The organism is Liquorilactobacillus aquaticus DSM 21051, from assembly GCF_001436755.1.
Classification (GTDB): Bacteria; Bacillota; Bacilli; order Lactobacillales; family Lactobacillaceae; genus Liquorilactobacillus; species Liquorilactobacillus aquaticus.
Window position 1 is genome coordinate 118867 of the sequence record NZ_AYZD01000001.1, and the last position, 26657, is coordinate 145523.

Below are 26657 nucleotides of genomic sequence, written 5' to 3' on the forward strand. Positions count from 1 at the left end.
CGAAATAACCGTATCCAAACCGAACTAGCTTGACAGCCATGAATATTGGACACGTCCAAATTTACTTAAAAAATTAGCTTGTCGTTCTAACACTTCAGCTTGTTTGTTCGCTCAAATTTACAGCGTTTCTTACGATACTATCCGCAATGTGCTGTGTTCTATTCAACAATGTAATTTCGTGCGCACTCAAGCACGGAAATGCATGTGCATTTAAAAAGACAAATTGATTTTCTTCGCCTGCTCCAACCAATGGCTGATAAATATTTGAAATGATGACATCTATCCCTCCATCACTCATTTTCAATATTTTAGCAAGTTCTTCAATCTTTTTCAGATAAGAATTATCCACTTCATCTAAAACTTCAAGGTGATCCGCTCCGGTTCCTCGGCTTGCATCATAACGAAGATACAATTGAACACCTCTTGGTAAGATATCACTGCTAGTCCGCCCCTGTTCTTTCAACGTTTCCTCTTGGAGTTTTCCAAGATCAAAGCTACTTTGCAAATTCTCACGCTTAGCTTTTTTATTTTTGACTAATTGTTCTATGCTTGAATGCCCATCCCCAACAATATTTTGCGGAATACGCTCTACCAGACTGACAACTCTTCCCCCAACAAGTAACGCCGTATAATTCGAGCCCACTATCGCTTGTTCAACCAGACAAGGAAATTTTGGAGTAAGGTATTTTTTAACTGCATGAATAAACATACTGCGAGTTGGAGGAATCCTGAAAACACGAGTTCCCTCGAAATGAGTATTCTTCATTGCAATAATCAGCCCCTGAACCTCCTGATATACAGCTTCTGTTTCAGCTATATTTGTTATCGTCCACCCTGTCGGAACATTGAAACCAGCTGCCGCGGCTAATTTCTTAGTTAATTCCCGATCTGCCCATAATTTTTGCATAATTGCACTACTAGCTTCAGTCTGAATTCCTGCATCCAGTATCGTGTTCCCAACTTTAATCAAGTTATCAGACAGAGAAATAATCTCAAACGGAACTCCCAGTTTGAAAGCAGAATCCAATACTAAACGGCTATTGAGATCTACTGTGTTTAAAGCAGTCTTAGAGAGAATGTTCGTATTGCTTATTTTGTTGTTCAGTGCCAACTGTCGCGCATTTTCAGCTAAGTCGCTGCCTTGCGCTCTAAGTAATTTAGTACTCGAAGTTTCAGCTGACGAATTACATAGTATAGCTAACTTATTCAAAGACGGTTCTAATCCACCAAGACTGACGACTTCCTTTACAAAACGCTTCAGTTTATTAATAAGTTTCTGTGCTTGCAACTGACATACGCTGGTTGCAAATGGGTTTTCGCGTGCAACTTGTTGATTCAACTGTCGACTTTCTTTCAAAACATCCTGCAAATTTTCGTTTTTAATCCCTGGTGATGCGATAAAAAATGCTGTCAGCGCTTCTAATAAATCCATGATTTCATCACTGACCCCCAACGTACTAAACGGATCTAAATCAAAATGGCTGATTTCCAGATAATGAATCCCCTTTTCAAGCATTTCACTTTCTGTTTTCAGCGAAGATCCCACTTTTATCCCATCAACTAATCCTGCTTGTTCGTGCTGAACATTTTTTAGATAATCTTTCAGAGAACCGTACGCGACTTGATCTGCTAGATTCATAGTTTCTGACATATGGCATTCACTTTGTGAACGGGTCGGTCTTGTCTTTGCTCCATCGACAAAGGGAGTTGCTCCTGTTAAATAAGTCAGCAACCAACGATGACTGGCAAACTGCTGCAACAGTTTCATATATACTTGATTACGAAAGACAATATAATCAATTTTTAACTGTTTAAATTTGTTTTTATATAACCCTATCAACAGATCTTCGGGCAATTGAATGCGTATCTTTAAGCCACCCAAGCAATTCAAATTAGATTCTTTTTTCACAATGCTCAAGGGCCACAACGCATCCTCAGGAGCCATATTCTCTTGTAGCAGGTATTGATTTAAAATCATTTTTTCGCGAAGGCTTTTTTTACTATACCATTTTTCTGAAGACAAACTAACACTACTATTTATAGCATTAAATTCAAAGTACTCACTTGATTTAATATTTTCAAGTCTTTTTTTATCTATTCCATTACTACCCGCGAGCATAGATGAAACTTTCCATGTTCTGTCAATCTGCCATCCCACTGCCTTAAAAGCGGCACTAAAATTATTTTTTACTATTTGCTTTCCAATCTCATCAAGTTCTACCATATAATATCATTCACCTTTTCATTATTAACTCTCGACAGCCATTATAACAAATATAAAAAAAACATTCATTTGAATCTAACAACTACATCCTAAAATTTTCTTTAGATAATGTTATAATAAACGCAGCAAAGGAGAAAAAATATGATACAACCATTAGCCTTTCGTATGCGGCCGCAACATATAAATGAAGTTGTCGGTCAACAACATCTTGTTGGGCCTGGAAAAATCATTCGAAGAATGGTAGATGCTCGCTTACTCTCGTCAATGATTCTCTATGGCCCGCCTGGAACAGGTAAAACCAGCATTGCAAGTGCTATTGCTGGTTCTACCAAGTATGCATTCCGCACATTAAACGCTGCGACAGATTCGAAACATGATCTAGAAATTGTTGCTGAAGAAGCTAAAATGAGTGGAACTGTTATCTTAATGTTGGATGAAATCCATCGTTTAACCAAGCCCAAACAAGATTTTCTTTTACCTCATTTGGAGAATGGGCATATTATTTTAATCGGCGCAACAACTGAAAATCCATATATTGCGATTAATCCTGCTATTAGAAGCCGCACACAAATTTTTGAAGTAAAACCATTGAGTGAATCGGATATTGCTCATGCTGTTCAACGCGCTCTAACAGATAAGCAAAACGGTCTCGGAAAAATGCAGATCAAATTAACTGATGAGGCCTTAAAACATCTTTGTAGTGCAACCAGCGGTGATTTACGCAGTGCACTTAATGGCCTTGAACTTGCTGCAAAATCAACGGTTCCCAATAAAAAAGGAACGATCTTGATTGATCTGCAAGTGATTGAGGAATGTATCCAACGCAAATCACTAGTTCAAGATAAAGATGGTGATGCACATTATGATGTCATCTCAGCTTTTCAAAAATCAATTCGCGGCTCAGATGTTGATGCTGCCTTACATTACATGGGACGACTTATCGAATCTGGCGATTTGATAAGCATCAATCGTCGACTGCTAACGATTGCTTATGAAGATATCGGACTAGCTAATCCACGTGCCGCAGCACAAACAGTTCAAGCTGTTACTGCTGCTGAAAAAATTGGTCTGCCGGAAGCACGTATTCCATTAGCGGTCGCTGTTATCGATCTTTGTCTGTCTCCTAAATCTAATTCAGCCATAACAGCTATCGATAACGTTCTCACTGATATCCGCAAGGGCGGTTACGGAGAGGTTCCTCTACATTTGAAAGATGCACACTATGCTGGTGCTGCTAAATTAGGCAGGGGTGCCGATTATAAATATCCGCACAATTATCCGCATGATTGGACACAACAGCAATATTTGCCAAACAGACTTGTCGGAAAGCAATATTATCATCCAAAAACCAATGGACGCTATGAGCAAGCTTTGAAAGATCAATATAATCGGCTCAAAAAAGCTCAGCAAAAAAAACAAACGGCTAAAAACGATAATTCTAAGAATTGATAATCATTTTGCCCTATGCTAAAATGAAGTTGGATCTGAGATGTACGCGTTGTCTCATAATGTAAGGTTGACCGAACACCTATAACTACGGCTTTTGGGATAATCAGCGGCTAACATGCCAAGATCTTGTTTGGACGTTAAAAGCTGGTTGATCGAAAACCACCTGCTTGAGAGCGGGTTCAACTACAGAGACGATTAACGGCATCAAGCGGATTTTCAAAGTATCTTTACTTTGTTTAGGGGCTGCGACAAAACTAACGTTTTGTCGCAGCCTCGTATTGTTTTCACAAAAGCTTTCCGTTTGATTACACCGTCATTGACAAAATACCAGTACGTTCTCAAACCAATGCTTAAAAATCTTTACTTGTGGAATTGTTTCTTAATGCAACAACTAATTATCTCTACCTAAATGAAATACTTAAAGGAGTTCTACATATGACTATCATCAAAATCTTAACGCTGCTTCTTGCAGGTATAATTTTTTTCTTGGGTTATTATCTGTGGGCACATCGTCAAAAAGCTTTTCTAATATTTCATCCAGAAAAAAATCATGCTTTATCAACCATCGTAAAAATATACAGCTTGATATTAATTATCTCATCTCTTATTACACTTTTCGCAGGCTTCTTTTTTGCACCTTGGATTCTTGCGCTCACCTTAATTTGCAATGTCACAATTATAGCCACACTTCCAATCATGATGCTAATTTTTCTTCAATAATATTTATTATGTAATTGTTTTCACTTTTTTTTTAGTCAAAAATAACGTAGAATGAAGATATGGTAAACAGAAAGGGTGATTCCAATGTTACAACAATACAAAAACATTCTTGTACCTGTCGATGGATCTAAAGAAGCTGAACTTGCTTTCAAAAAAGCTGTTCAGGTTGCAAAACGAAATGGTCCTGAAACCAAATTACATTTGATTCACGTGGTAGACACACGTGCTTTTCAGAATATTTCGAGTTTTGACACTGCAATGGTCGAGCAGATTACTGATACTGCACGCAAAACAATCGAAGGCTATGTTGCAGAAGCAAAAGAAGCAGGCTTGGAAAACACCGACTATTCAATCGAATATGGAGCACCAAAAGTGATCATTGCGAAAGAAGTTCCTGAAGAAGAAAACGTTGATCTTATTATGATCGGTGCGACTGGTTTAAATGCAGTTGAACGTTTACTGATCGGTTCAGTGACTGAATACGTAACACGAACAGCTGCATGCGATGTTTTAGTTGTTAGAACTGACTTGGAAAATAACCCTGTTCTTGGAAAAGACAAAGATAGAAAAAAGAAATAGATAATAATAAGCACTCATCGCTGATACAAACATCTGATGGGTGTTTTTTTGTTACTCTTTAGTTTTTAAACTCACAGTAAGAAAGGTGATCATTAATAATTCCAATCGCTTGCAAGAAAGAATAAGTAATCGTTGGACCAACAAATTTGAAACCCTTTTTTTGTAATTCAGAAGCTATTTTTTTAGAAAATGAAGTTTCAGATGGCACCTGTTCAGGATGATCCCAATTATTCATAACTGTCTTATTATCCGAAAATTTCCAGACAAATTCAGCCAATCCGATTCCTTCGGATCTTAACCGAATTACTGCTTGGGCATTGTTGATTGTAGCCGTTATCTTGCGTTTATTTCGAATAATTGCAACATTATGGCAAAGCTCATCCATTTTAGCCGTATCGTATGCAGCTACTTTATCAACCTCAAAATTATCAAAAGCCTTTCTGAAATTTTGACGTTTTTTTAAAACCAGATCCCAATTCAAACCAGCTTGCATAATTTCAAGACTCAGCATTTCAAAAACCTCTTGCTCATCGGTAGTCTTCTTTCCCCACTCATTATCGTGGTAATCACGCAAAAAATTGCTTCCAGTCAGTGCCCAATCACATCTTTGTTCCATCTTTGCTCCTCCTGAATATTAAAATATTTACCTACTATTTTCTTTAATAATACGCTACTCACACATTTCTAATATAAAAAAGAGAGGCTGGGTCAAAAGTTAAACCTTAACCTAGCTCCTCTATTTATTTCGTATAAACATGCTGCAGAACCTGCTAGTAATTCGTCATCATTGAGTAGAGTAAAATCGATTCTGTTAAATTTTATCCTTTAAAAATTCTAATCTATTTTGAAAGCTTTTCTTCACCAAGTTCAACAAAATCATAATGCAACTTAGCATTGTCATCAAATTCATCGATAGCTAATTGAACCAACTGATCAATCAGATCACTGTAGCTGATACCTGAAACTTGCCATAGCTGGGGATATAGTGAAATATTGGTAAATCCTGGCAAGGTATTAGCTTCTCCGAAATAAGGAACATTATTTTTGTCGACAAGGAAATCCATTCTTGCCAAACCGCGATTCCCCAAAACACGGAACGCGTCTAGCGACATTTGTGTAATCTCTTTTGCTAATTTTTCAGGCAGTTCAACCGGTAAGTCAAAAACAACACCCGAAGCATCAACAAATTTATTATTGTAATCATAAAAAGTATCTGTTTCAGGAATTCTGATAGCCCCTAACTTTGAAGCTTTTATATCACGATTACCCAGAACTGAACATTCAACTTCACGCGGGCCTTCAATTGATTCCTCAACTAAAAGTTTAAAGTCATAATGAAAACCATCTTTAACTGCACGATCAAATTCATCCTTATTTTCAACTTTAAAAATACCGACAGATGAACCTTGACGAGCAGGTTTGACAAAAAGCGTTTTACCTAATTCTGCACTACATTTTTCGTATGAAAATTGGTTTTGATTCTGTTTTGTAACTACCAAGTACTTCGTATTACGTACACCGTTATGTGTCAATAGCTGCTTAGTCCAATCTTTGTCAAAGGAAACAGCTGATGACCCTACTCCACTTCCGACCCAAGGTTTATTTAATAATCTAAACAGTCCTTGGATAGTTCCGTCTTCTCCCATGTTACCATGGATAACCGGGTAAAAGACATCAATGTCCTTTACCTCAGAGATATTCTGAATGTTGGCTAACGGATTGGAGAAATCAACTTTTGGTAAAATTTCCGCAACAACTTTGTCCTCTTCTTCGCCATTAAAGATGCGCATCGAATCCTTATTTCCTAGCAGATATCCATCTTTAGTAAACATAAAAACAGAAACATCATACTTGTTCTTATCCATAGCATCATAGATGTTATGTGCCGAACGTTTTGAAACATCATGTTCCGATGAATTTCCTCCGAAAAACAGTGCAACGTGCAATTTCTTTTTATCCATAAATATATCTCATTCCTATTCCCTAATCTTATTATACGGTTTTACCTATTATACGATAATTTTTAACTTAATGTGCAAAAAAAGCATCGGGCATATTTTCATATATATCCTCTAGAATGATAACACGTAGAATAGATATTGTCAGTTAAAATATATTAATTGGCTTCTGGCGGCCTTTTAATAACCTTTTTTGTTCTTCAAAAACAAAGAAGGTCAAAATTTACATAATCTTTTCTTTATAAATTTTAATATGGTTGTTAAAATTAAGTACAGAAGAAAGAGTGGGGTGATTCTTGTGCCAATGAAACTTTTCGGTATTATATACATGACACCTAGACGTATTCAACTATCAATCATTGATTTAAAAAAGCTAACGAAAATCGAAGATGTTTTTTCAAATAATTTTTCTAATAAAAATTTTCAATATGATCAGAATGTTGAAGAAATTGCCAGTGCCATCAATGGTTATCTTCAAATAGCAAAAGATTACGGTGTTAAAAATGTTAAGCTGTGGGGTAATCAGCAACAACTTAACACTATTAGTGCGCGTTACTTGGGTGAACAAATTTATATTCGAACTGGTCTGCACATCGAATGGTTGAGTACAAGCCAATTGACCTATTATAAAGCTACGGCTGTGACCGTACACCTAGACAACTTTGAGAAACTCAGTTTGATGTCGACGTATCTGTTGAGCCTAGGGATTGAGCGTGCCTCTTTATCCCATTTCAACGAACAGAAATTCATCTCCACATGGAACATTGATCTTGGTTCTTCGCATGTTGGTGAAATTTCAAAAGCTTTGAAGTTAAGTACAAATGATCCTGTTGAGGTTATCGAAGATTATATTGGCAGCAAACTAGAACATTTGCATCATGTTTTTCCGTATAATAAAGAAGGCTCGAATCTTGTTCTTCAAGACGCTTATGCACTTGCCCAAAAATTCATTCCCGCCAATCGTTCTTCATACACGATGAACATTGATGAATTTGAAGGAATTTATGCAACTGTCATCAAATCATCCGATCAATATCTCATGGACTTCTTTGATGTTGGTGAAAATGATATTGGGCGCATCATTCCCTACTTTATACTCATCAACAAAATCATAAAAATGATCAATGCTCAAAAAATAATAATCACAAATATTGCAGTCTCAGATGGACTTGCAATTGAACGAGCTGCCAAGATCGGGCTCATGCACCTAGATTTAGATGGAATGATTCTGACCTCAGCCGAAAATCTAGCCTCACGCTATCTAACAAGCCATACGCATCGGCAAACAGTTTCCAAGCTGGCGTTACACTTGTTCGATCAACTTAAACGAATTCATCATCTCGGAAAACGTGAACGTTTGCTGCTTAATGTTGCCTGTATCGTTGATGATATCGGGAATTATATCAATCAACAACAGCATTATCGACATTCTGCATACATTCTTGAAGCGACAAGGCTGATTGGCCTCTCAAATGATGAAAACCAGATTATCGCCGAAGTTTCACGTTATCATAGCAATGAATCGCCTGAAACAGATCAACCCCATTTTCAGAAACTTGAACCGACAATTCAGATGAATGTCGCAAAACTTTCAGCTATCCTGCGCTTAGCTGATGCTTTGGATGATTCGCGCGAACAAAAAATTAAAAGAATCTCAGTTTCTCTGCGCGGTTCAACTATGTTTATCTATGCTTACTCAAATCAAAATATTGCTTTAGAAGCGTGGTCATTCGAAAATAAATCAGCTTTATTCAAAGAAGTCTTCGGTATCCACCCAATTTTAAAGCAAAGGAGACGTCAAAAATGACAAAATCAGAATTCAATAAACATAAGTATTTCAAAAATCGTGAATTGAGTTGGCTCGACTTTAATGGACGTGTCCTAGAAGAAGCGCGTGATCTGGATAACCCTCTATTGGAAAGAGTGAATTTTCTCGGCATTACACAAAGCAATGTGGATGAATTCTTCATGGTACGCGTTGCATCCCTTAATAAAATGTATTCTGTTAATATTCAATCAACAGACGCTTCTGGAATGACCCCTAAACAGCAAATCGATGCTATTAATGAGCAGGAACAGGAAATGGTCACAAAACGCTATACGACCTATAATCGTTCCATTCTTCCACAGCTCGAAAAGAATAATATTAAAATCATCATACCGCAAGAAGCTAATGAGGAACAATACAAGTTCATTAAACGTTATTTTAATGATGAGTTGTACCCTGTTCTCACACCATTAGCCGACGATTCATCACGACCTTTTCCTTTTATCAGCAATAATTCGCTGAATCTTGCAGTCCGAATACATGAAAAAGATAACAAAAATAATAAAAGATTTGCGACAATTAGAATCCCTGAAGTTTTCGGAAGAATCATCAAATTGCCTAACAGTGACAACACTTTTATTCTCATTGAGGAAATTGTCAAAGAATTTATTGAAAATTTGTTTGCTGGTTATAAAGTTAGTGAAGTTGCAGCCTTCCGCGTTATTCGAGACATGGATCTTGATGTTGCCGAGGAAGATACTTCCGACTTACTTCGAGAAGTTCAAAAACAGCTAAAAAAGCGAGAACACGGCGGAATCATGCGGCTTGAAATTGAAAACAATATGAGCAAGCACCTCGGAGAGCGTTTAATCAAGACGCTTGATGCAGACAAAAAAGCCGTTTATCGCATTAACGGGCCTGTAGATTTATCTTTTTTGAAAAAACTCCCTGGATTGGTCACTGGACATCAGGAATTACGTTATTCACCGTATACAGCATATATTGATCCTAAATTGGCACCAGAAAAAAATATCTTCACAGCCATCCGACAACAAGACTATTTTATGCAACATCCCTATGACTCTTTTAACTCTGTTGTCCAATTCATTGCTCAAGCCGCCTCAGACCCGAATACTTTGGCAATCAAGATGACCTTGTATCGTGTTTCTGGCAATTCTCCTATTATCAAGTATCTTGGTTTAGCTGCACAGCACGGAAAACAGGTAACTGTGTTGGTTGAAGTTAAAGCACGCTTCGACGAAGAAAACAATGTTCGCTGGGCCAAACAGCTTGAAAAAATGGGATGCCATGTTATTTACGGCTTAGTTGGATTGAAAACACATTGTAAGCTCACACTTGTTATCCGGCGGGATGAAGATGGTGTTAGACGCTATATGCATCTAGGTACTGGCAACTATAATGACGTAACTGCAAACTTTTATACAGATATGGGAATTTTAACTGCTAATCCAGATATGGGTGTTGATGCATCAAACATTTTCAACATGCTATCTGGATATGCTAAGCCGCCCTATTTCCATAAACTGCATATTTCGCCTAAAAAAATTCGTTCATTTATCAATAAAAAAATTGATGATGAAATCACAGCAGCTAAAAATGGACAACCAGCAATAATAAAGATGAAGATGAATTCGCTCTCTGACCAGAAAATCATTGAGAAGCTTTACGAAGCTTCCGCTGCAGGCGTTAAGATAGATTTGATCATTCGCGGCATTTGCTGCTTAAAAACCCTGATTCCTGGCATCAGCGAAAACATCCATGTTCATTCAATCATTGGTCGTTTCCTAGAACACAGTCGTATTTATTATTTTTATAACGGAGGCAACGAAGATGTTTACCTTTCAAGTGCGGACATGATGACACGTAATTTAAATCGCCGAGTTGAACTTTTATTCCCGATCCTCCAAGATAATATTCGCCAAAAAGTTATTTCAATTTTCTCAACAATGTGGCAGGACAACATTAAAACTCGTGTTTTGCGCGGCGAAACATTCAAAAAATTGGATCGACGCGGCTTGACACCATTAAATTCACAAGAATACTTCATCAAGGAAGCTCAACACAAAAACAAAGTTCTGCTAAGACAAGAACATGCTGCAAAAAAGGATGCGTCTGTTTTCCATCCCATGACACATCACGAAAGTATGGTACACTTATCTAATAACGAGGAGGAAGAGTAGAAATGGAAAATTTTGTAGTCATCGATCTCGGTTCAAACTCAATCCGAATGACTATTTCTCAGATAAAAGACGGAAATAAAATCAATGTTACCCATCAATTAAAGGAAATGGTTCGTTTATCCGAGAACATGGGTTCCAAAAAAGTTCTCCAAAAAGAGCCGATTGAACGTACACTCCATGCCCTAACCTCATTCAAAGATATTTATTCAAAACTTGAAAATGTTAAAATAGAAGCTCTGGCAACAGCAGCCGTCCGACAGGCAAAAAATCAAGCAGAATTTTTGAAACTTGTCAAAAAACGGATCGGCATTGACTTTGAAGTTATTACCGGTGACCGAGAAGCATATCTCGATTTCTTGGCAGTTTCTCGAACACTGCCGATTGAAGATAATTGCATCATTATGGATACTGGCGGAGCTAGTACAGAATTGATATTAGTAAAAGAAAAAAAAGTCAGCGACCTAATCAGTCTTCCTATCGGTTCAGTAAATATCTCGCAGGATTTTTCCTTAAGTGATGATATTGCTGCTTCTGATTTATTCAAAGCTATGACCTTCGTTGAGAAAAAAATAACTGACATCAATTGGCTCTTCGATGCACATAAGGCTCAACTTGTCGTGCTTGGTGGGAGCAATCGAACTTTAGCTAAGATCGCCAGAAGAAAACAAACTTCCACTAAATTACCAAGTTTGCATGGTTATAAGCTTAAAAGTGAAAATGCCTTTGATATTTTTGCAGATCTAGTTGATTTGAATCAAAATCAGCGTGAAAAAGTTCCAGGGCTTGCTAAAGCACGTGCAGATGTCATCATAGGTGGCTTAATTCCTCTTTCATTGATTCTGAGGACACTGCATATTCCTGAAATTTTATTTTCAAATAATGGATTACGCGAAGGCGCTCTGCTCGACTATATTGACTCGCTTCGCTAGTTTCGTATTCTTATCTTGAAGCAAGCAACCGAGCTTCAAAGATTTCAAATGGTTGTAAAACAACTCGAATTAATCACCTTTTGATTTTTTTGCCTACAAATCAAGAATCATCATGTTTTCCTGCTCATGGATAACCAACAACTCTTTGAAGAATTCTGTGCTGGATCGTAAATTACTCTGTAGAGGTGTTGCTACACAAAGATATTTCCAACTAAAAAGCACTACCAGAAAACAAATACTTTTCTGGTAGTGCTTTTTAGTTGGAAACTGATTTAATCTCAACAGCCAACAGCTGCTTTCATAACAGTAACGAGGCTGGGGCTTTGATACCTTTCACCACAAGTCTTCTTTTAGCACGGTAAACTATTTAAATTTTATTGGATCCTTACTCACTAATATCAAAGCGCTAAAACTGCATCGTTCTTCTTAATAGTTTCAAGCATAGCATTCGGCATTTCACCGAATTTGCGTTTAGGATGTGTGGCATTATATTCACATATATCCAATGCACATAAAAAGAGGAGGCAACGCTGCACCGCTTTTCTAGGAATCTCAAAATCATACATCGTTTCATATCCCTTAATAAACTCGTTGCGCAATGCTGGCTCTCTTACTTCATTGTAAAAGAACTTGATAAAATCTTGATATGGCGTTCCCATATGTGAACGTTCAAAATCAATCAGGATATCTTTTCCCCGGTAATCCATAATGTTACGAATACTAAAATCACCATGCAGCACCACTTTTGGCAGTTGCGCATACTCCATATCAGCATGTTCAAAATCAGATTTCAACATTTGCTGAACATTGGTGACCGTTGCCTCATATTCTGTTTCCTGCAGTCTTTTGACGTGAAACTGAATTTGCTCTGAGAGCTGTTTATTACTTTGATGAACAGTGGCTTTCCCCGTTAATTTTTTATGGAAATCACCTAGTAGTTGCCCAAATGCGTATGCTCTTTCTGGACTAATTTTCTTAACTGAAACATCCTTTAATTTTCTATCTTTAAGAGTTACAACATAATTGTCCCCAAAAATTACACTATCCAGATAGACTTCCGGATAATAAACTTGATTAACATGTTGCTCCGCATAAAACATATCACGTTCCTTGAAAATTTTAACGAACAATGGGCTTTTGAAAACTTTACTGTAGCCAATTAAATGTTGATTACCAGCTACGTCATGAATGCTTTTTAAATTGGCCTGATAATAATCATTTAAGAACTCGACTAGCATGTGTCTTCCTCCCCTATCATATACTTGTTTTAATTGTACTTAACAATATTATAAATAGCAAGAAGGCTCGCTATTTATAATAAAAAGATTTAAAAGTTTTGGTCAATCATCAAATTTTTATTATTAGTAAAACTATCAAAAATATTTTTTTGTTACTAGTCATCTTGGCAACTTCATCCTAGCAAGCTTTAACAAGGAATATTTTCTTTACCAATGTTATAGTTTAATTGAAGATGTTCTTGGAATGGAGGGAATGGAATGGGGCTCTTTAATAACGATAAAATCAAAGGTATTTTAACCGACCGTGGTCTTGCTGAAGTATCAAATGAAACTTCAGAACAAGTTGAGGCAATTCTGGGCGAACTTGATAAAAAAAATCTCTTACGTAATGACAAACGTCTTCTGATTAAAGATCGCAATGACGACTCCAAAATTTCCTACTTACGTGCAATAGTAGAACAAAACTGGATTTTAATTGCTCAAAACGATAAAATGATTAAACTTCTTAGCCAACAAGATGAAGTTTCTCGACATCGAGAAAAAGAACTTTGAACTTCTTATTTTTTTACCCAAACCATACGGTGAGTCTCCTTGTACTTTTTCAATTTAAATTGTTCAAAATTTCACCCATAAAAAAGCCATTAGACTCTGAAAAGGCATCTTAAGAAACTACGGACCTTTGAACTTTCTAATGGCTTTTTTATTCATTTACATTCCTACATCTCATTTATTAAAGTGCTAATTATCTTTTGAATGACGTTCTCCCACTTGAAATTCGTTCTGATGTTCGAACATATACCTCACCGTCATTGCACTTTCCCCGGTCAATTCTGTAAAATCATTTGTAAATTGATCCATCTTGCCCTCTCGAATAGCCTGGCCAAATGTTACCATTCCATCGGATGAAAAAGGTGCTTCAGAATTTTTTTTAAACCTACCCTCGGTTGTACGCGGGACACCCATTGTATCAAAAAGCTGATAGTTCTCTTCATCACTAATTTGCTGATACCTAACAGTCTTTCCGGTCACATCGTTACCTATTTTAATGAATTCTTCAATTGTTAAAAGCTCTGGACCATTAACATTAAATATTTTTTTCCCATATTTTTCTGAGACTAAAGCATAAGCAGCTGCTTTAGCGCAGTCTTTACGCGAAATATAGGCCATTTTTCCTTTTCCTTGGTTGTTTTTTAAGATGCTATCCCCCTTGACGTAAGTGAAATAGTTTGTAATCATCGCTTCTGCATACTGGGAATTTCTTAAAAAAATGTAATCTAAACCTGATTCCTTCAAATATTCTTCAGTATATGCATGATCCTTTTTTTCAACACTCGGATTTTTAGGATCGGCGGCATTTACCAATGACGTATAAACGATCTGTCTAACTCCCGCTTTTTTAGCTGCATCAATGACATTCTTATGCGCTGTTTGTCTCTTTTCTCCAACAAATGGCATCGAAATAAGTAAAAGCTTTTTACCAGCAGCAAAAGCTTCATCAAGCCCGACGCTGCTATTAAAATTTGTAACGTGTGTTTCTATTCCTTGCATGCTATATTGTTCAAGTACAGCGGGATCAAAACTACAAAAAATTAATTTTTCTTTAGGTACAAGTTTTTGAATTACCTTTGCTGTTTCCCTGCCAAAGTTGCCATCAACACCTGTTACAATCAATTTATCCATAATAAATATAAACCACCTTTTTAACTACAAAACCCTTCTGAAAGCATTGTATGCTCTGGTGCAGTTCTGTATTTGTTTTTTATTTTTGAATAGATCTTTGTTAATTTGCAGCTTTACATTCGAAATAATCCTTGTTACGCTTTTACATGTTGAAAGGATGTGCTCATTATTAATCAAACAGAACTAAAACTCAGTTCAAAAAGACTGCTTAATCAAAACTATCCATATTTTTTTAAGTTATTTCTTTTGGTTTTTGTTGTATACTTTATCAATACTTTTACCAGCCGTAATTTTGTGAAGGTGGAACAAAGTATTAATATCGATCAATTAGACTACTCTGTCATTTGGAATGTCTGGTCTATTGCTAACATCGCATTTTCACTCATTTTATCTATTTTGACTATTAGCGTTATGTTTTCTTGTATCGATATCTATCGCCTAACACAAAAATTGGATGATCCCTTCGTTGATTGCTTAAAACTATTTCAACGACGTGAATACGTGATCGGAACGATCATCATTTCGCTCTTACAGACACTATTAATTTTTCTGTGGACATTACTCTTGATCATACCTGGAATAATCAAATCAATTTCCTATTCACAGGCAATCTATATCTATCGTGATCAACTTGATGCAGGGAACAAAATTAAATATCGTGATGCAATTACTCAAAGTCGGATGTTAATGACCAATCACAAAATGGAATATTTCCTCCTTCAATTAAGTTTTATTGGTTATTGGTTCCTAACTTTTATCACGGGTGGTCTTGCCGGTCTTTGGACAATGCCCTACTACCAACTAACAATGGCAAATTACTACGTGAACCTAACAAAGTAAAATTTACCTTTTTTCTAAACCTGCCCCCTTTAAAATAGGTGCAGGTTTTTTGAACACAATATTTGCAACACTGCCACGTAAAACAAACCCAATCATTTTTCAGTCGGATGTCTTTCGCCCAATTGAAAGTCATTAATATGGCTAAACATATATTCGACCGAAAGCGGCAAATGTCCCGTCAATTTAGAAAAATCACTAACTGGTACGTCAAGATAGCCTTCTCTAACAGTTGTTCCAAAAGAAACCATGCCCTCAGAAGTAGCCTTTATTGGACTTTTAGAAAAATCACCGTCAGTTGTGCGTGGAACTCCAAGATTATCAAAATATTCATAAAGTTCTTCATCTGTTTGAGTCCGATATTCGATTTTATTTCCAGTAATGTTGTTCCCAATATTCAAGAAAGCAGCAAAAGTCAGAGCATCACGTCCATTGATGTTTAGAATTTCCCGATGCAATAAGTCATTGTTTAATGCGGCTGCGGCTGCCAAAGCTGCATCGCGACGCGAAATAAAAGCCACTCGACCATTCCCCATATTTTTCACGGCCAGATGCTCCCCAGCGGCAACAATTCGGAGGTAATCAGTAATGAAAGCTTCGGCAAATAAAGAATTTCTTAAAATAATATAGTCTAGCGGTGAATTTTGAATCAGTGCTTCTGTATATCCGTGATCAATGTTTTCAATACTCGGATTCAGAGGATTAGAAGCCGATAGGACCGAGGTATAAATAATTTGCTTTACATTGGCAGCCACACAAGCTTCGACTACATTTCTATGTGCTGCCCTCCTTTCCTCCCCAACAAAGGGCATTGAAATCAATAACACCTTATCAGCATTTTTAAAAACTGTCGTTAAATTTTCTTTCGAATTAAAGTCCGCGAGTTCTATCCGAACATCGCTCTGCGAAAATTTTTTCATTTTTTCCATTGATGGTACAGTAAAAACAAGGTGCTCCTTTGCAACTAATTTCTGAATATATTTTGCAACAAGCATTCCGAAGTTACCATCTATACCATTAACAATAATTTTTTGCATGAGATCCCCCTTTTGTGAAATCGCTAACATCTAAATTGTAAGCTATTCAACACAAAAACACAAAAGAACTCCTCATAAAAATTCTTCGAATCCATTACAATCAATAAACAAAATGAACTCCTTCTTTTAGAATAATTTGTATAACAAAAACATTTAATTTCAATTTAATATTATTTAGTATTCTGCATAAAATAATGCGTATATTGCTAACTTTTTAAAAAATTCAATAATTTATTCCCTATATAACAAGCATCATTTGACCTTAAATAGTGTATGCTTGTTATTAAAGTGCTAATTATTCGCATACCTTGAATAAATAACGATTAATGAAAAAAAACATAATTCATGATTCTTGACCTGTATAACAGGATGGTTGTAGAATACCCTTGTGTTGTATAATGAGAAAAAGGCCTTACCTCAGCTTCGCTAAACTGGGATAAAGCCTTCAAGAAGTAGTAAGGCAGCCAAACGTTTGCGACATCGTTTATTAGAAACGCTACCTTAATTATTATGATAATACAATGCGCATTTTATTACAACACTTTAATATACAGGGATCCGCTCCGTAAATTGAACAGATCCCTGTATTAGTGTCTGCCCCTTTCTGAATTTAGCAGCAGAATTAGCTATCTTTTTAAGTCGACAAAAAAAGCTTAATTCTAAAAGAATTAAGCTTCATAAGATCAATTAGCAGTATTGCTGGTAATTGATCTTTAATAATCAAGCATTATTGTGAAACAACATTGACAGCTTGAGGACCACGGTCACCGTTTTCTTCGTCAAAAGTAACTTTTTCGCCATCATCTAATGTCTTGAAACCATCTTTTTGGATAGCTGAGAAATGAACAAAAACATCATTTCCGTCTTCACCAGTGATGAAACCAAAACCTTTATCTGCATTGAACCATTTTACTGTACCATTTTTCATATATCTAAATCCTCCTAGGATTAAAACTAAAGCGACTATCGACTATCAACACCTGAAAGAATTTTAGAAATAACATAAAAATGATACTTTTAATCTCCGAGCAAATGCTAACTTGATTTCTAGTATAACACAGATATAAGAAAATGCAAATATTATCTTTTAAAAAATACTTATATAAAAGCCAAAAGGCAATTAATCTGAAACTTAATTCTATTTTTTTAATTTTAAGTTTAAATCATACTCTAGGATCATCTTTATTAAGTTCAGTTACGCTTCACTAAGAGGCTTGTTTTGAGATTGTAAATATAAAGAGCTATCAGAAAAATTAAAATTTCTGACAGCCCTTTTATAAAAAAGCATCGCTCTGCGAAACATCAGCATTTATCGAATATTAATTGGAATTTACACTCTATATTGAATATGGGAAAAGATTACCTTTACCCCCTCCATATCTTACAAAGGCAAGTCACCTACTTGCTAGGAGATATGTGGATCACTTCCTTTCAGTAATTTCTACCAAACTTATTAGGAAATGCATTCAATATTTTCACCTCCTTAAAATTAAAGAAGTTTAACTCCAATGCTATTGTAACACCTACATACTAATTTTATCTAACTTCAACCCCTCATCATCCTGTAAATTCTTTTGATTTTACTTAGCTGTTACACAGAGATATACTGGACCGTAGGGGGTAATAATATGATCGGTTGCAGTAGCCTTACTTTAGGTTCCAAAGATAACAAACATTTTTTAGCACGTACGATGGACTTTACGATAGAGATGGCTGAAAATGTAATTTTTGTACCTCATAATAAGGAGTTCCAAGCTAATTATTCAGACACCAATCCAATTGTTCCAAAATACGCATTTGCGGGTATTGGTCAGCTTGATGAACACGGTCCTATTTTATATGATGGTATTAATGAAAAGGGATTGATGGGCGCTACACTTTACTTTCCACGCTATGCTTTTTACCAAAATAGTATTGAAAAGAATAAACTTAATGTTTCACCTGATAGAGTAATTTCGACAATATTAGCAAATGCTCAAAACCTAGCAGAAGTAATTACTTTATTCAAGACAAAGATTAATATTATTAATCAGTCAAATCCGACAATTAATACCGTTCCGCCTTTGCATTTTATTTTCAGTGACAGGAGTGGACAAAGCTTAATCATTGAGCCTAAAAAAGATGGTATTGATATTATAGAAGACTCTATCGGAGTTATGACAAACAGCCCTGATTATTCTTGGCATGAAACAAATTTACGAAATTACATTACACTTACTCCTAAACAACACGAGAATATCACTTTTATAAATAAGAAACTTGCTCCTTTCAGTCAAGGCTCTGGAACATTTGGACTTCCTGGGGACTACACTCCACCTTCTCGCTTTGTTCGAACAGCATTTTTAAAAAATGCAACTGAACAAGCTGAAGATGAAACATCTGCTGTTTCACTGCTTCATCACGTTTTAGAATCCGTAAGTATCCCTAAGGGCGCTGTAATAAATGAACTAGGTGCGCAAGACTATACTTGTTATACAGCATATATGTGCTCAGAATCACTTGCATTTTATTATTCTACTTACTATAATCAGCGAATTAACAAACTATCTCTAAAATCTTTGTTAACTTCTGATGATTATAAAATTTTTAAGATCAACAATAACGAAGATATCAATCAATTAAATTAGTGAAAACCAAAGTGCTTTTTCAGGGACTTTTTTTGCTGCTTTAATATAGAGCATTTTTGTTTACAATTGAATTTAAAAGAATTAGCATTGTTTTTAGTAGCAATTAGCTATTTCTCCATTCTCTATAATGATGTACAACCCACAGGGAACTAGATCAAAAGTTAACTTTTGATCTAGTTCCCTTGTTGATTTCACATAGATGTATTACACAAGTTGACCCAAAAATTCGCCAATTATATTAAAAATTAATATTTCGCGGTCATTTCGTGGGTAAACTCAAATGTTCATGTAAACAAACAGCCTACAAATACCGTTTTGTCAACGTTTGTAGGCTGCAAATTTAGTTTAACCGACAGAACCTTCCATTTGATATTCAATCAGGCGGTTAAGTTCAACCGCATATTCCATTGGCAACTCTTTAGTAAAGGGTTCCACAAATCCCATGATAATCATTTCTGTAGCTTTTTCTTCCGTGATACCTCGGCTCATTAAATAATAGAGCTGTTCCTCAGAAATTTTGGAAACTTTAGCCTCATGCTCCATCGAAACATTTCCATTTTTAATCTCATTAAATGGAATTGTATCGCTAGCACTCTTCTCATCCAAAATAATCGTGTCACACTCAACATGTGAAAATGAGCCATCGCTATTACGGCCGAAGCGAACCTTCCCGCGATAGTCAACTCGACCGCCATCCTTGCATAAGGATTTCGAAACAATTGAACTTGAAGTATCTTTAGCGTTATGGATCATCCGTGCTCCTGTATCAGAAACAATATTCTTCCCCGCAAAAGCTATTGAGAGCATTGTTCCTCGAGCTCCTCGGCCGTTTAGGTAAACACTTGGGTACTTCATCGTCACTTTAGATCCCAAGTTACCATCAACCCATTCCATTGTCCCATTTTCTAATGCTTGGGCGCGTTTAGTTTCAAGACTATACACATTATCTGACCAGTTTTGAATCGTCGTATAGCGGCAATATGCGTCCTTCAAGACATTAACTTCAACAACAGCGGCATGTAAACTATCTTCAGAATAGTTTGGAGCTGTACAACCCTCAACGTAGTTCACGCTTGCACCTTCGTCAACGATTATCAGCGTCCTTTCAAATTGTCCGCTATTACCAGCATTGATCCGGAAATAACTTTGAATAGGAACTTCTGTCTTAACACCTTTTGGAACATAGATAAACGTACCTCCCGACCAAACAGCAGAATTAAGGGCTGCAAATTTATTATCAGAAGGTGGAATAAGCTTTCCAAAGTATTTGCGCACCAGTTCTGGATATTTTTGAACCGCTGAGTCTGTATCCATAAAGACAATGCCCAATTTTTCAAAATCTTCACGCATATTATGATAAACAACTTCAGATTCATATTGTGCAGATGATCCTGCTAAATATTTTCGTTCCGCTTCAGGAACTCCTAAGCGATCGAACGTATTCTTGATATCATCAGGAACATCTTCCCACTTACGCGCCACCCGGTCGCTGTCACGTCTGAAATAATTGATTCGATCCAGATCAATTCCCGACAAATCTGGTCCAAAATCCGGCATTTTCATTTCTTTATAACGTTTAAAAGACTTTAAGCGAAAATCGAGCATCCATTCTGGTTCTTTTTTTGCTTTTGAAATTTGACGAACAATATCTTCGTTCAGACCTTCACCGGTTGTCAAAATGGGTTTGATATCATCTTTAAAACCATATTTATATTCTCCGCCCAAACCGAGCATATCTGTATCTGACATTCAGAGAACCTCCTTCATTTCTATTCATCGTGACGTAAAAAACCGACCGTTGATTTTTTGTCATCTGCTTTAACAGCTTGATAGATTGCCTTCCATGCTAAAGTTGCACATTTAATTCGTGCTGGGAATTGTGCAACTCCAGCTAAAATAGCTGCATCTCCCAAAAGTTCGTCAACATCATCCGATTCATTTCCAGTTACCATTTCTGAAAAAGCAACTACCATCTTGCCAATTTGCTCTGGTGTTTTACCTACCACTTCATCAGTCATCATACTTGCAGAAGCTTGACTGATCGTACAACCAGAACCTGAAAAAGCAATATCAGCTACCTTCCCATCTTTCAATTCAACTTGAAGTGTCAAAACATCTCCACAGGTCGGATTCCGTAATTCAATGTCTTGGTCAGCCTTTTTTAACGATCCATGATGATGAGGATGAGTTGCATGTTCCAAAATCATTTGCCGATACAAATTTTCCAATTTAGATAGTGCCATTCTTGAAAAACTCCTTTGTGGCCTTAATTGCCTCAACTAAACGCTGACCATCTTCTATCGTGTTGTACAAGTAAAAACTAGCCCTAGCAGTCGCTGGAACATTTAAATACTCCATCAACGGTTGCGCACAATGATGCCCTGCACGAATTGCAACACCTTCCATATCAAGGGCAGTTGCAACATCATGCGGATGAAGATTATCAAGATTAAAAGATATAACCCCTGTCCGTTTCTGCGCATCTTGCGGTCCATAAATAGTTAAACCTTCAATTTGCTGCAATTCAGGGAGAACCGCTTGGACAACGGCACGCTCTTGTTTTTGAACATTATCCATCCCAATTTTTTCTAAATAATCAATTGCAGCACCTAGGCCGACTACTCCAGCAATATTTTGCGTGCCGCCCTCAAATTTCCAAGGTGCCTTTTTAAAGGTCGTTTCCTGCAGCTGAACCCAATCAATCATTTCACCACCGAATTCCAGGGGCGGCATTTCATCTAAAAGCTCACTTTTGCCCCAGAGAATACCGATCCCTGTTGGTGCCATTAATTTATGACCTGAAAACGCGAAAAAATCGACTCCCAACTCCTGAACATCAATTTTCATATGTGGTGTTGATTGTGCACCATCAGCAACCATTATCGCACCGTGTTCATGTGCTATTCTTGAAATCTCAGCCAGCGGGTTAACTACACCTAAAACATTTGAAGCATGTGCCAATGCAACAATTGCAGTTTTATCAGTAATCTCTTGTCGTACACTACTCATATCAAGCTGACCATCAGGCTGAAGACTAATGTACTTAAGTTTAGCCCCTGTCCGATGTGCCAGCTGCTGCCACGGAACTAAATTACTATGATGTTCCATGTATGATATAACAATTTCATCTCCAGCTTTAACATGAGTCTGTCCATAACTGGCAGCCACCCAGTTCAATCCTTCAGTTGTGCCTTTGGTATAAATAACTTCATCTTTACTTGGAGCATTAATGAAGTGTGCAACTTTGGAGCGTACATCTTCAAAGTCTTTTGTTGCACGTTCAGCTAATGTGTGCACTCCACGGTGGACATTAGCATTATCATGATAATAATAATCTGTAATTGCCTCAATCACTGCACGTGGCTTTTGTGCTGTTGCCGCATTGTCTAGGTAGACTAACTGTTCATCGTTCACTTTTTGCTTTAATATAGGAAAATCTTCAGCATAACTATTCATCTTTTTGCCCATCGATAAGCTTCCTTTCAATGGTTGTTTTTAGTTGTTCACGAATCAGCTTCGATGGAATGGCTGCTAAAACAGGTCCCAAGAATCCTATAATAACCAAACGTTCAGCTATTTTTTTAGGTAACCCCCGGCTCATCAGGTAGTATAACTGTTCTTGATTAACACGTCCGATACTTGCTGCATGACCAGCGGTAACATCATTATCATCTATCAGCAAAATAGGATTAGCATCACCCTTTGCCTTGTTCGAAAGCATTAATACACGGCTTTCTTGTTGTGCATCCGAACCTTTAGCACCTTTAATGATATGACCGATTCCATTAAATACCAGAGAAGAACGTGAAAGAATGACTCCATGCTGTAAGATATGTCCAATTGTGTGTTTGCCAATATTGGTAACACGTGTATCGATTCCTTGAATCTGTCTTCCAGTTGAGATCGCAACAATTTTAACTTCAGAGTGAGAACCATCTCCAACTAAATCAGAATCGAAATCACCAACAATGTTACCATCGTTCATCATCCCCATTGACCAGTCAATCTTAGCATTCTTTTCTAAATAACCTCTTCGATTGAGGTATGCAGTCGTTTTAGCACCTAGACGGTCAACACTTGCAAACTTAATATGACTGTTTTCTTGTGCAATAACCTCAACGATAATGTTAGCTGTTGTCGCTTGTTCACCAACTGTTTTCAGATTTTCAAGATATGAGAACTCACTATTTTCGCCTACCACAAGAATCACATGGTGAACGTAATCATTTTCCACAGTTGCATCTTGAACAAAATAACTTGTCAGTGCTTTTTTCAGAACTACGTTTTTTGGAACATAAATAAATAATCCGCTCGTTAAATATGCAACATGCTGTGCTGTAAGCAAATCCTCATCCGTTTTAACAGCTTTTTGCATAAAATACTTCTGCACTAAATCACTGTGTTCCTGCAAAGCAGTTTGCCAATCGCAAACAATTACTCCTTTTTCTCGCATTTCATCACTAATTTTTAATTCGAGTGTCTCCTGACCCAATTGAACAACCATGTTATCTGTTTGTTCTACATCAATCTTTTCAATCAAATTTTTTTGAGAGTTCTTTTCCCCTAATGGCTGCTTCAATTGAATCGGCCAACGTTGGTAACGAATTTTCTCAAAAGACGGAAGCGCAAGTGAAACTGCTTTTTCTAACGACTTGGTCCTTAACTCAGTAAACCAAGCTGGTTCCGCTGTTTTCTCCGCATATGCAGCAATAGTTGGATATTTTTTCAAATCAACCGTCATAAACTCACATCTCCCCTTACGCTTCTTCGTCTACTAATTTGATATCTAAGCCAAGCTCATCCCGCAAACCAGCGTATCCCTCGTCCTCAAGGCGTTTAGCTAATTCCGGTCCACCTTGTTTTACGATTCGTCCGCCCATCATAACATGTACAACATCTGGAACGATATAGTTTAATAAACGCTGATAGTGCGTAATAATCAAAGAACCGAATTCTGGTCCACGCATTTGATTAACACCACGTGAAACAACTTTCAATGCGTCAATGTCTAGCCCAGAATCAATTTCATCCAAAATAGCAAACTTAGGTTTAATCATCATTAACTGCAAAATTTCATTCCGTTTCTTTTCGCCACCAGAGAATCCTTCATTCAAGTAGCGATCCGCCATTTCTTCAGTCATATCCAAAACGTTCATCGTTTTATCTAATCTCTTCAAGAAATCGCGAACTGAAAGAGGCTTATCTTCTGGAAGACGTGCATTAATTGCCCCTCGGATAAATTCAGCATTGGTTACACCGGGAATTTCTGCCGGGTATTGCATAGCTAAAAACAAACCTGCACGAGCACGTTCATCGACTGGAAGCTCAAGAATATTTTCACCATTCAGCAAAACTTCTCCTTGAGTAACTTTATATGCAGGGTGACCCATGATGGCTTCCGAAAGAGTTGATTTACCAGTTCCGTTTGGCCCCATAATAGCATGGATCTCACCTGTTTTCATTTTCAAATTAACGCCTTTTAAAATATTTTTTCCATCGATCGATACATGTAAATCTTTTACTTCAAGTGTTGACATTGACGATTCCCCCAATTAATGTATGCTAACATTCTATCCTAGTTGCGAATCATTTTCAATTGATAAAGTTTATCATAACGCTTGTATATCCGCCCGTCCAAGCGATTTTTAGATATTTTATGAAACTTATTTTTTTAATTAAAAAACAAGCTCGTTATTTCCATTCGTTCTCATAAGTATCGACTTTAAATCCACAAGTCACATGGTCTCCTTCAACCATGAGAGGACGTTTAATCAATTTCCCATCACTAGCAAGAATTTTACTTGCTTCAGTAATATTCATTGTAGGAACCTTATCCTTGAGTTTCAATTCGCGATACTTTATACCACTAGTATTAAAAAAATACTTAAGCGGTTGCTTGCTTTTCTTTATCCATTCAGCTAACCGCTCAGCCGTAGGGGGGTCTTTCACAATATCAATTTTTTCATATTCAACAGAATTTTCATCTAACCACTTCTTTGTTTTGTGACATGTACTGCACTTGCTGTAACAATAAAACTGTTTCATTTAAAACACCCCTTTTATTAGCCTTTCACTTCACTCCATTATACAAAAAAAGATCAACTATAAAAATAGCTAATCTTAATCTAACTTTATTTTAATGGAATTCCTTACTACTACTGAACATATAACTCTTATTATGGAAGCGCATCGACATAATCAATCCAATTCCAATCATATTCCCAATCAACGCTGAACCCCCTTGACTTATGAATGGTAATGGAATACCAGTCAGAGGTAAAAGTCCAATGCTCATCCCAACGTTTTCAAAAACATGGAACAAAATCATCATAATAACGCCAGTTGAAATGTAAGCATAAAATTCGTTCTTTGTATCAAAAGTTACTTGAATCATCTGGAAAATCAATAGTAAATAGATAAAGATCAAAAGGCAACCGCCAATAAAACCAAAGTTTTCTCCAATAACTGAAAAAATCATATCCGACTCACGAACTGGAACATAAACTTTCGAGACATCAAAGCCTCTTCCAAGTAACTTACCTGAACCAATCGCTTTCATGCTCTGCCACAATTGGTAACTACTACCCGAAGTGCTCGCTGACGGATCCAACCACGCCTCAATACGTTGAAACTGATACGACTTAAATCCCAAACCCATCAAAATATTTCGTCCGTAAATAACCAAAATGATAGCTGTTCCACCAACAAGCGTCGCAACTGTTGCAACCGGTAAGATAATTTTCCAGGTAATACCTGAAACTAAAATAACTCCGCCAAGTATTGCAAAGAAAACCAGCATTGTTCCCAAATCATTTTGCAATTTTAACAAAACTGCAATTGGGAGCGTCCACGCAAACATCTTCCCCAGCAAACGCCAGTCTGAATTAGCGTTATGTACAGGATACTCACTATTGTGCTGTGAAACGACCCGCCCCAGTATTAATATATATGCGGGCTTCATTATTTCTGATGGCTGAAAAGTTAATCCTGCTATTGAAAACCAACTTTTAGCCCCTGTGCTTGCAAAATAAGAACGACTATAAAAGACTAGCACAAGCAGAAGAAGTGTGATCCCGACTCCGTATGCAACGGGAGCCAGCTTCCATAACTGTTCAGCGTCGAACTGCATAATTACGACTACAGCAGTCGTTCCAAGACCATACCATACAACTTGCATAAGTAATGCCTTTGTGATGCTTGTTGTACTGGTATCATGTTTAGCAGCAACGTAAATTGATGCCATTCCGATTACGGCCAGAATCAGCACTGAAAAAACAATACCGTAATCGATCCTTGAATCGTCATTATCTGCCCTTGTCAGCTGTTTTTCTGCCAAAGCTGATCCTCCTTTATAAAAAATTTACTTTTTTTGTTTATAAACAAATTGTCGACTAATATACAAATTTAGCC

The 26657-nt window shown here is 36.9% G+C and carries 23 protein-coding genes and 1 other RNA gene; 10 read left to right on the forward strand and 14 right to left on the reverse strand.

What is annotated here, in order from left to right; genetic code table 11:
• Positions 1 to 94: 94 nt before the first annotated feature.
• Positions 95 to 2224 carry a hypothetical protein gene (locus FC19_RS00535; protein ID WP_057875039.1) on the reverse strand — a complete coding sequence of 710 codons (2130 nt, stop codon included), beginning with the start codon at positions 2222 to 2224 and terminating at the stop codon, positions 95 to 97.
• A gap of 144 nt (positions 2225 to 2368) precedes the next feature.
• Here FC19_RS00535 and FC19_RS00540 point away from each other — a divergent pair, with 144 nt between their 5' ends.
• From FC19_RS00540 to FC19_RS00550, 4 genes are all read left to right on the forward strand, one after another.
• Complete coding sequence (locus FC19_RS00540) at positions 2369 to 3673, forward strand: replication-associated recombination protein A (protein ID WP_157061226.1); 1305 nt, start codon at positions 2369 to 2371, stop codon at positions 3671 to 3673.
• 29 nt (positions 3674 to 3702) lie between these two features.
• Positions 3703 to 3892, forward strand: a non-coding RNA gene (gene ssrS, locus FC19_RS11250) — 6S RNA.
• Positions 3893 to 4108: 216 nt separating this feature from the next.
• Positions 4109 to 4393, forward strand: coding sequence for a hypothetical protein (locus tag FC19_RS00545; protein ID WP_057875041.1), 285 nt, complete (start codon positions 4109 to 4111; stop codon positions 4391 to 4393).
• An 84-nt stretch (positions 4394 to 4477) separates the two neighbouring features.
• Positions 4478 to 4972: a universal stress protein gene (locus FC19_RS00550; protein ID WP_057875042.1), complete on the forward strand. Its 495-nt coding sequence runs from the start codon at positions 4478 to 4480 to the stop codon at positions 4970 to 4972.
• 58 nt (positions 4973 to 5030) lie between these two features.
• Here FC19_RS00550 and FC19_RS00555 read toward each other — a convergent pair whose 3' ends face one another.
• Positions 5031 to 5588 (reverse strand): DNA-3-methyladenine glycosylase I, encoded by a 558-nt coding sequence (locus FC19_RS00555; RefSeq protein ID WP_057875043.1) that lies wholly within the window; start codon positions 5586 to 5588, stop codon positions 5031 to 5033.
• Positions 5589 to 5811: 223 nt separating this feature from the next.
• Positions 5812 to 6933 (reverse strand): D-alanine--D-alanine ligase family protein, encoded by a 1122-nt coding sequence (locus FC19_RS00560; RefSeq protein WP_057875044.1) that lies wholly within the window; start codon positions 6931 to 6933, stop codon positions 5812 to 5814.
• 250 nt (positions 6934 to 7183) lie between these two features.
• On the opposite strand from FC19_RS00560, the gene FC19_RS00565 reads away from it, so the two are divergent.
• The 3 genes from FC19_RS00565 to FC19_RS00575 are packed head-to-tail and all read left to right on the forward strand — an operon-like array spanning position 7184 to position 11828.
• Positions 7184 to 8737: an exopolyphosphatase gene (locus FC19_RS00565; RefSeq protein WP_235809289.1), complete on the forward strand. Its 1554-nt coding sequence runs from the start codon at positions 7184 to 7186 to the stop codon at positions 8735 to 8737.
• A complete protein-coding gene (locus FC19_RS00570) occupies positions 8734 to 10899 on the forward strand; it encodes an RNA degradosome polyphosphate kinase (protein ID WP_057875045.1) in 2166 nt (721 codons plus the stop codon). Before FC19_RS00565 ends, FC19_RS00570 begins: the two co-directional genes overlap by 4 nt.
• A 2-nt stretch (positions 10900 to 10901) precedes the next feature.
• Positions 10902 to 11828, forward strand: coding sequence for a Ppx/GppA family phosphatase (locus FC19_RS00575; protein ID WP_057875046.1), 927 nt, complete (start codon positions 10902 to 10904; stop codon positions 11826 to 11828).
• Positions 11829 to 12226: 398 nt separating this feature from the next.
• On the opposite strand, the gene FC19_RS00580 is transcribed toward FC19_RS00575, so the two are convergent.
• A complete protein-coding gene (locus tag FC19_RS00580) occupies positions 12227 to 13066 on the reverse strand; it encodes an aminoglycoside phosphotransferase family protein (RefSeq protein ID WP_057875047.1) in 840 nt (279 codons plus the stop codon).
• A gap of 258 nt (positions 13067 to 13324) precedes the next feature.
• Between FC19_RS00580 and FC19_RS00585 the strand changes: the two genes are divergently transcribed.
• The gene (locus FC19_RS00585; RefSeq protein ID WP_057875048.1) at positions 13325 to 13618 is read left to right on the forward strand and encodes a hypothetical protein; all 294 of its coding nucleotides are present in this window, start codon (positions 13325 to 13327) and stop codon (positions 13616 to 13618) included.
• A gap of 186 nt (positions 13619 to 13804) precedes the next feature.
• Here the strand turns inward: FC19_RS00585 and FC19_RS00590 are convergent, their stop codons facing one another.
• Positions 13805 to 14746: an NAD(P)H-binding protein gene (locus FC19_RS00590; protein WP_057875049.1), complete on the reverse strand. Its 942-nt coding sequence runs from the start codon at positions 14744 to 14746 to the stop codon at positions 13805 to 13807.
• Positions 14747 to 15040: 294 nt separating this feature from the next.
• Between FC19_RS00590 and FC19_RS00595 the strand changes: the two genes are divergently transcribed.
• Complete coding sequence (locus tag FC19_RS00595) at positions 15041 to 15586, forward strand: DUF975 family protein (RefSeq protein WP_162261172.1); 546 nt, start codon at positions 15041 to 15043, stop codon at positions 15584 to 15586.
• Positions 15587 to 15678: 92 nt separating this feature from the next.
• Here the strand turns inward: FC19_RS00595 and FC19_RS00600 are convergent, their stop codons facing one another.
• A complete protein-coding gene (locus tag FC19_RS00600) occupies positions 15679 to 16620 on the reverse strand; it encodes an NAD(P)H-binding protein (RefSeq protein WP_057875051.1) in 942 nt (313 codons plus the stop codon).
• Between the two features lie 727 nt (positions 16621 to 17347).
• A complete protein-coding gene (locus FC19_RS00605; protein ID WP_034988066.1) occupies positions 17348 to 17548 on the reverse strand; it encodes a cold-shock protein in 201 nt (66 codons plus the stop codon).
• Between the two features lie 700 nt (positions 17549 to 18248).
• On the opposite strand from FC19_RS00605, the gene FC19_RS00610 reads away from it, so the two are divergent.
• On the forward strand, positions 18249 to 19247 hold the full coding sequence (locus tag FC19_RS00610) for a choloylglycine hydrolase family protein (protein WP_057875052.1): 999 nt from the start codon (positions 18249 to 18251) through the stop codon (positions 19245 to 19247).
• 345 nt (positions 19248 to 19592) lie between these two features.
• Here FC19_RS00610 and sufB read toward each other — a convergent pair whose 3' ends face one another.
• The 7 genes from sufB to FC19_RS00645 form a co-directional block, all read right to left on the reverse strand.
• The gene (gene sufB, locus FC19_RS00615; RefSeq protein ID WP_057875053.1) at positions 19593 to 20996 is read right to left on the reverse strand and encodes a Fe-S cluster assembly protein SufB; all 1404 of its coding nucleotides are present in this window, start codon (positions 20994 to 20996) and stop codon (positions 19593 to 19595) included.
• 20 nt (positions 20997 to 21016) lie between these two features.
• On the reverse strand, positions 21017 to 21490 hold the full coding sequence (gene sufU, locus FC19_RS00620; protein WP_057875054.1) for a Fe-S cluster assembly sulfur transfer protein SufU: 474 nt from the start codon (positions 21488 to 21490) through the stop codon (positions 21017 to 21019).
• Positions 21477 to 22715, reverse strand: a complete 1239-nt coding sequence (locus FC19_RS00625) for a cysteine desulfurase (RefSeq protein WP_057875055.1) — start codon at positions 22713 to 22715, stop codon at positions 21477 to 21479. The genes sufU and FC19_RS00625 overlap by 14 nt, the downstream gene beginning before the upstream one ends.
• Complete coding sequence (gene sufD, locus FC19_RS00630) at positions 22696 to 23988, reverse strand: Fe-S cluster assembly protein SufD (RefSeq protein ID WP_057875056.1); 1293 nt, start codon at positions 23986 to 23988, stop codon at positions 22696 to 22698. The genes FC19_RS00625 and sufD overlap by 20 nt, the downstream gene beginning before the upstream one ends.
• 16 nt (positions 23989 to 24004) lie before the next feature.
• On the reverse strand, positions 24005 to 24784 hold the full coding sequence (gene sufC / locus FC19_RS00635; RefSeq protein ID WP_057875057.1) for a Fe-S cluster assembly ATPase SufC: 780 nt from the start codon (positions 24782 to 24784) through the stop codon (positions 24005 to 24007).
• Positions 24785 to 24938: 154 nt separating this feature from the next.
• Complete coding sequence (locus FC19_RS00640) at positions 24939 to 25292, reverse strand: arsenate reductase family protein (protein ID WP_057875058.1); 354 nt, start codon at positions 25290 to 25292, stop codon at positions 24939 to 24941.
• Between the two features lie 91 nt (positions 25293 to 25383).
• Positions 25384 to 26583: an FtsW/RodA/SpoVE family cell cycle protein gene (locus tag FC19_RS00645; RefSeq protein WP_057875059.1), complete on the reverse strand. Its 1200-nt coding sequence runs from the start codon at positions 26581 to 26583 to the stop codon at positions 25384 to 25386.
• Positions 26584 to 26657 lie beyond the last annotated feature (74 nt).

Excerpts from the sequence above, each read along its gene's own strand:
- FC19_RS00600 (WP_057875051.1), bottom strand. The coding sequence starts at position 16,620 with ATGCAAAAAATTATTGTTAATGGTATAGATGGTAACTTCGGAATGCTT.
- FC19_RS00545 (WP_057875041.1), top strand. The coding sequence starts at position 4,109 with ATGACTATCATCAAAATCTTAACGCTGCTTCTTGCAGGTATAATTTTT.
- FC19_RS00550 (WP_057875042.1), top strand. The coding sequence starts at position 4,478 with ATGTTACAACAATACAAAAACATTCTTGTACCTGTCGATGGATCTAAA.
- FC19_RS00575 (WP_057875046.1), top strand. The coding sequence starts at position 10,902 with ATGGAAAATTTTGTAGTCATCGATCTCGGTTCAAACTCAATCCGAATG.
- FC19_RS00570 (WP_057875045.1), top strand. The coding sequence starts at position 8,734 with ATGACAAAATCAGAATTCAATAAACATAAGTATTTCAAAAATCGTGAA.
- FC19_RS00590 (WP_057875049.1), bottom strand. The coding sequence starts at position 14,746 with ATGGATAAATTGATTGTAACAGGTGTTGATGGCAACTTTGGCAGGGAA.
- FC19_RS00535 (WP_057875039.1), bottom strand. The coding sequence starts at position 2,224 with ATGGTAGAACTTGATGAGATTGGAAAGCAAATAGTAAAAAATAATTTT.
- FC19_RS00625 (WP_057875055.1), bottom strand. The coding sequence starts at position 22,715 with ATGGGCAAAAAGATGAATAGTTATGCTGAAGATTTTCCTATATTAAAG.
- FC19_RS00585 (WP_057875048.1), top strand. The coding sequence starts at position 13,325 with ATGGGGCTCTTTAATAACGATAAAATCAAAGGTATTTTAACCGACCGT.
- sufC (WP_057875057.1), bottom strand. The coding sequence starts at position 24,784 with ATGTCAACACTTGAAGTAAAAGATTTACATGTATCGATCGATGGAAAA.
- sufU (WP_057875054.1), bottom strand. The coding sequence starts at position 21,490 with ATGGCACTATCTAAATTGGAAAATTTGTATCGGCAAATGATTTTGGAA.
- FC19_RS00580 (WP_057875047.1), bottom strand. The coding sequence starts at position 13,066 with ATGCTAGTCGAGTTCTTAAATGATTATTATCAGGCCAATTTAAAAAGC.
- sufD (WP_057875056.1), bottom strand. The coding sequence starts at position 23,988 with ATGACGGTTGATTTGAAAAAATATCCAACTATTGCTGCATATGCGGAG.
- FC19_RS00640 (WP_057875058.1), bottom strand. The coding sequence starts at position 25,292 with ATGAAACAGTTTTATTGTTACAGCAAGTGCAGTACATGTCACAAAACA.
- sufB (WP_057875053.1), bottom strand. The coding sequence starts at position 20,996 with ATGTCAGATACAGATATGCTCGGTTTGGGCGGAGAATATAAATATGGT.
- FC19_RS00560 (WP_057875044.1), bottom strand. The coding sequence starts at position 6,933 with ATGGATAAAAAGAAATTGCACGTTGCACTGTTTTTCGGAGGAAATTCA.
- FC19_RS00610 (WP_057875052.1), top strand. The coding sequence starts at position 18,249 with ATGATCGGTTGCAGTAGCCTTACTTTAGGTTCCAAAGATAACAAACAT.
- FC19_RS00605 (WP_034988066.1), bottom strand. The coding sequence starts at position 17,548 with ATGAAAAATGGTACAGTAAAATGGTTCAATGCAGATAAAGGTTTTGGT.
- FC19_RS00565 (WP_235809289.1), top strand. The coding sequence starts at position 7,184 with ATGGTTGTTAAAATTAAGTACAGAAGAAAGAGTGGGGTGATTCTTGTG.
- FC19_RS00555 (WP_057875043.1), bottom strand. The coding sequence starts at position 5,588 with ATGGAACAAAGATGTGATTGGGCACTGACTGGAAGCAATTTTTTGCGT.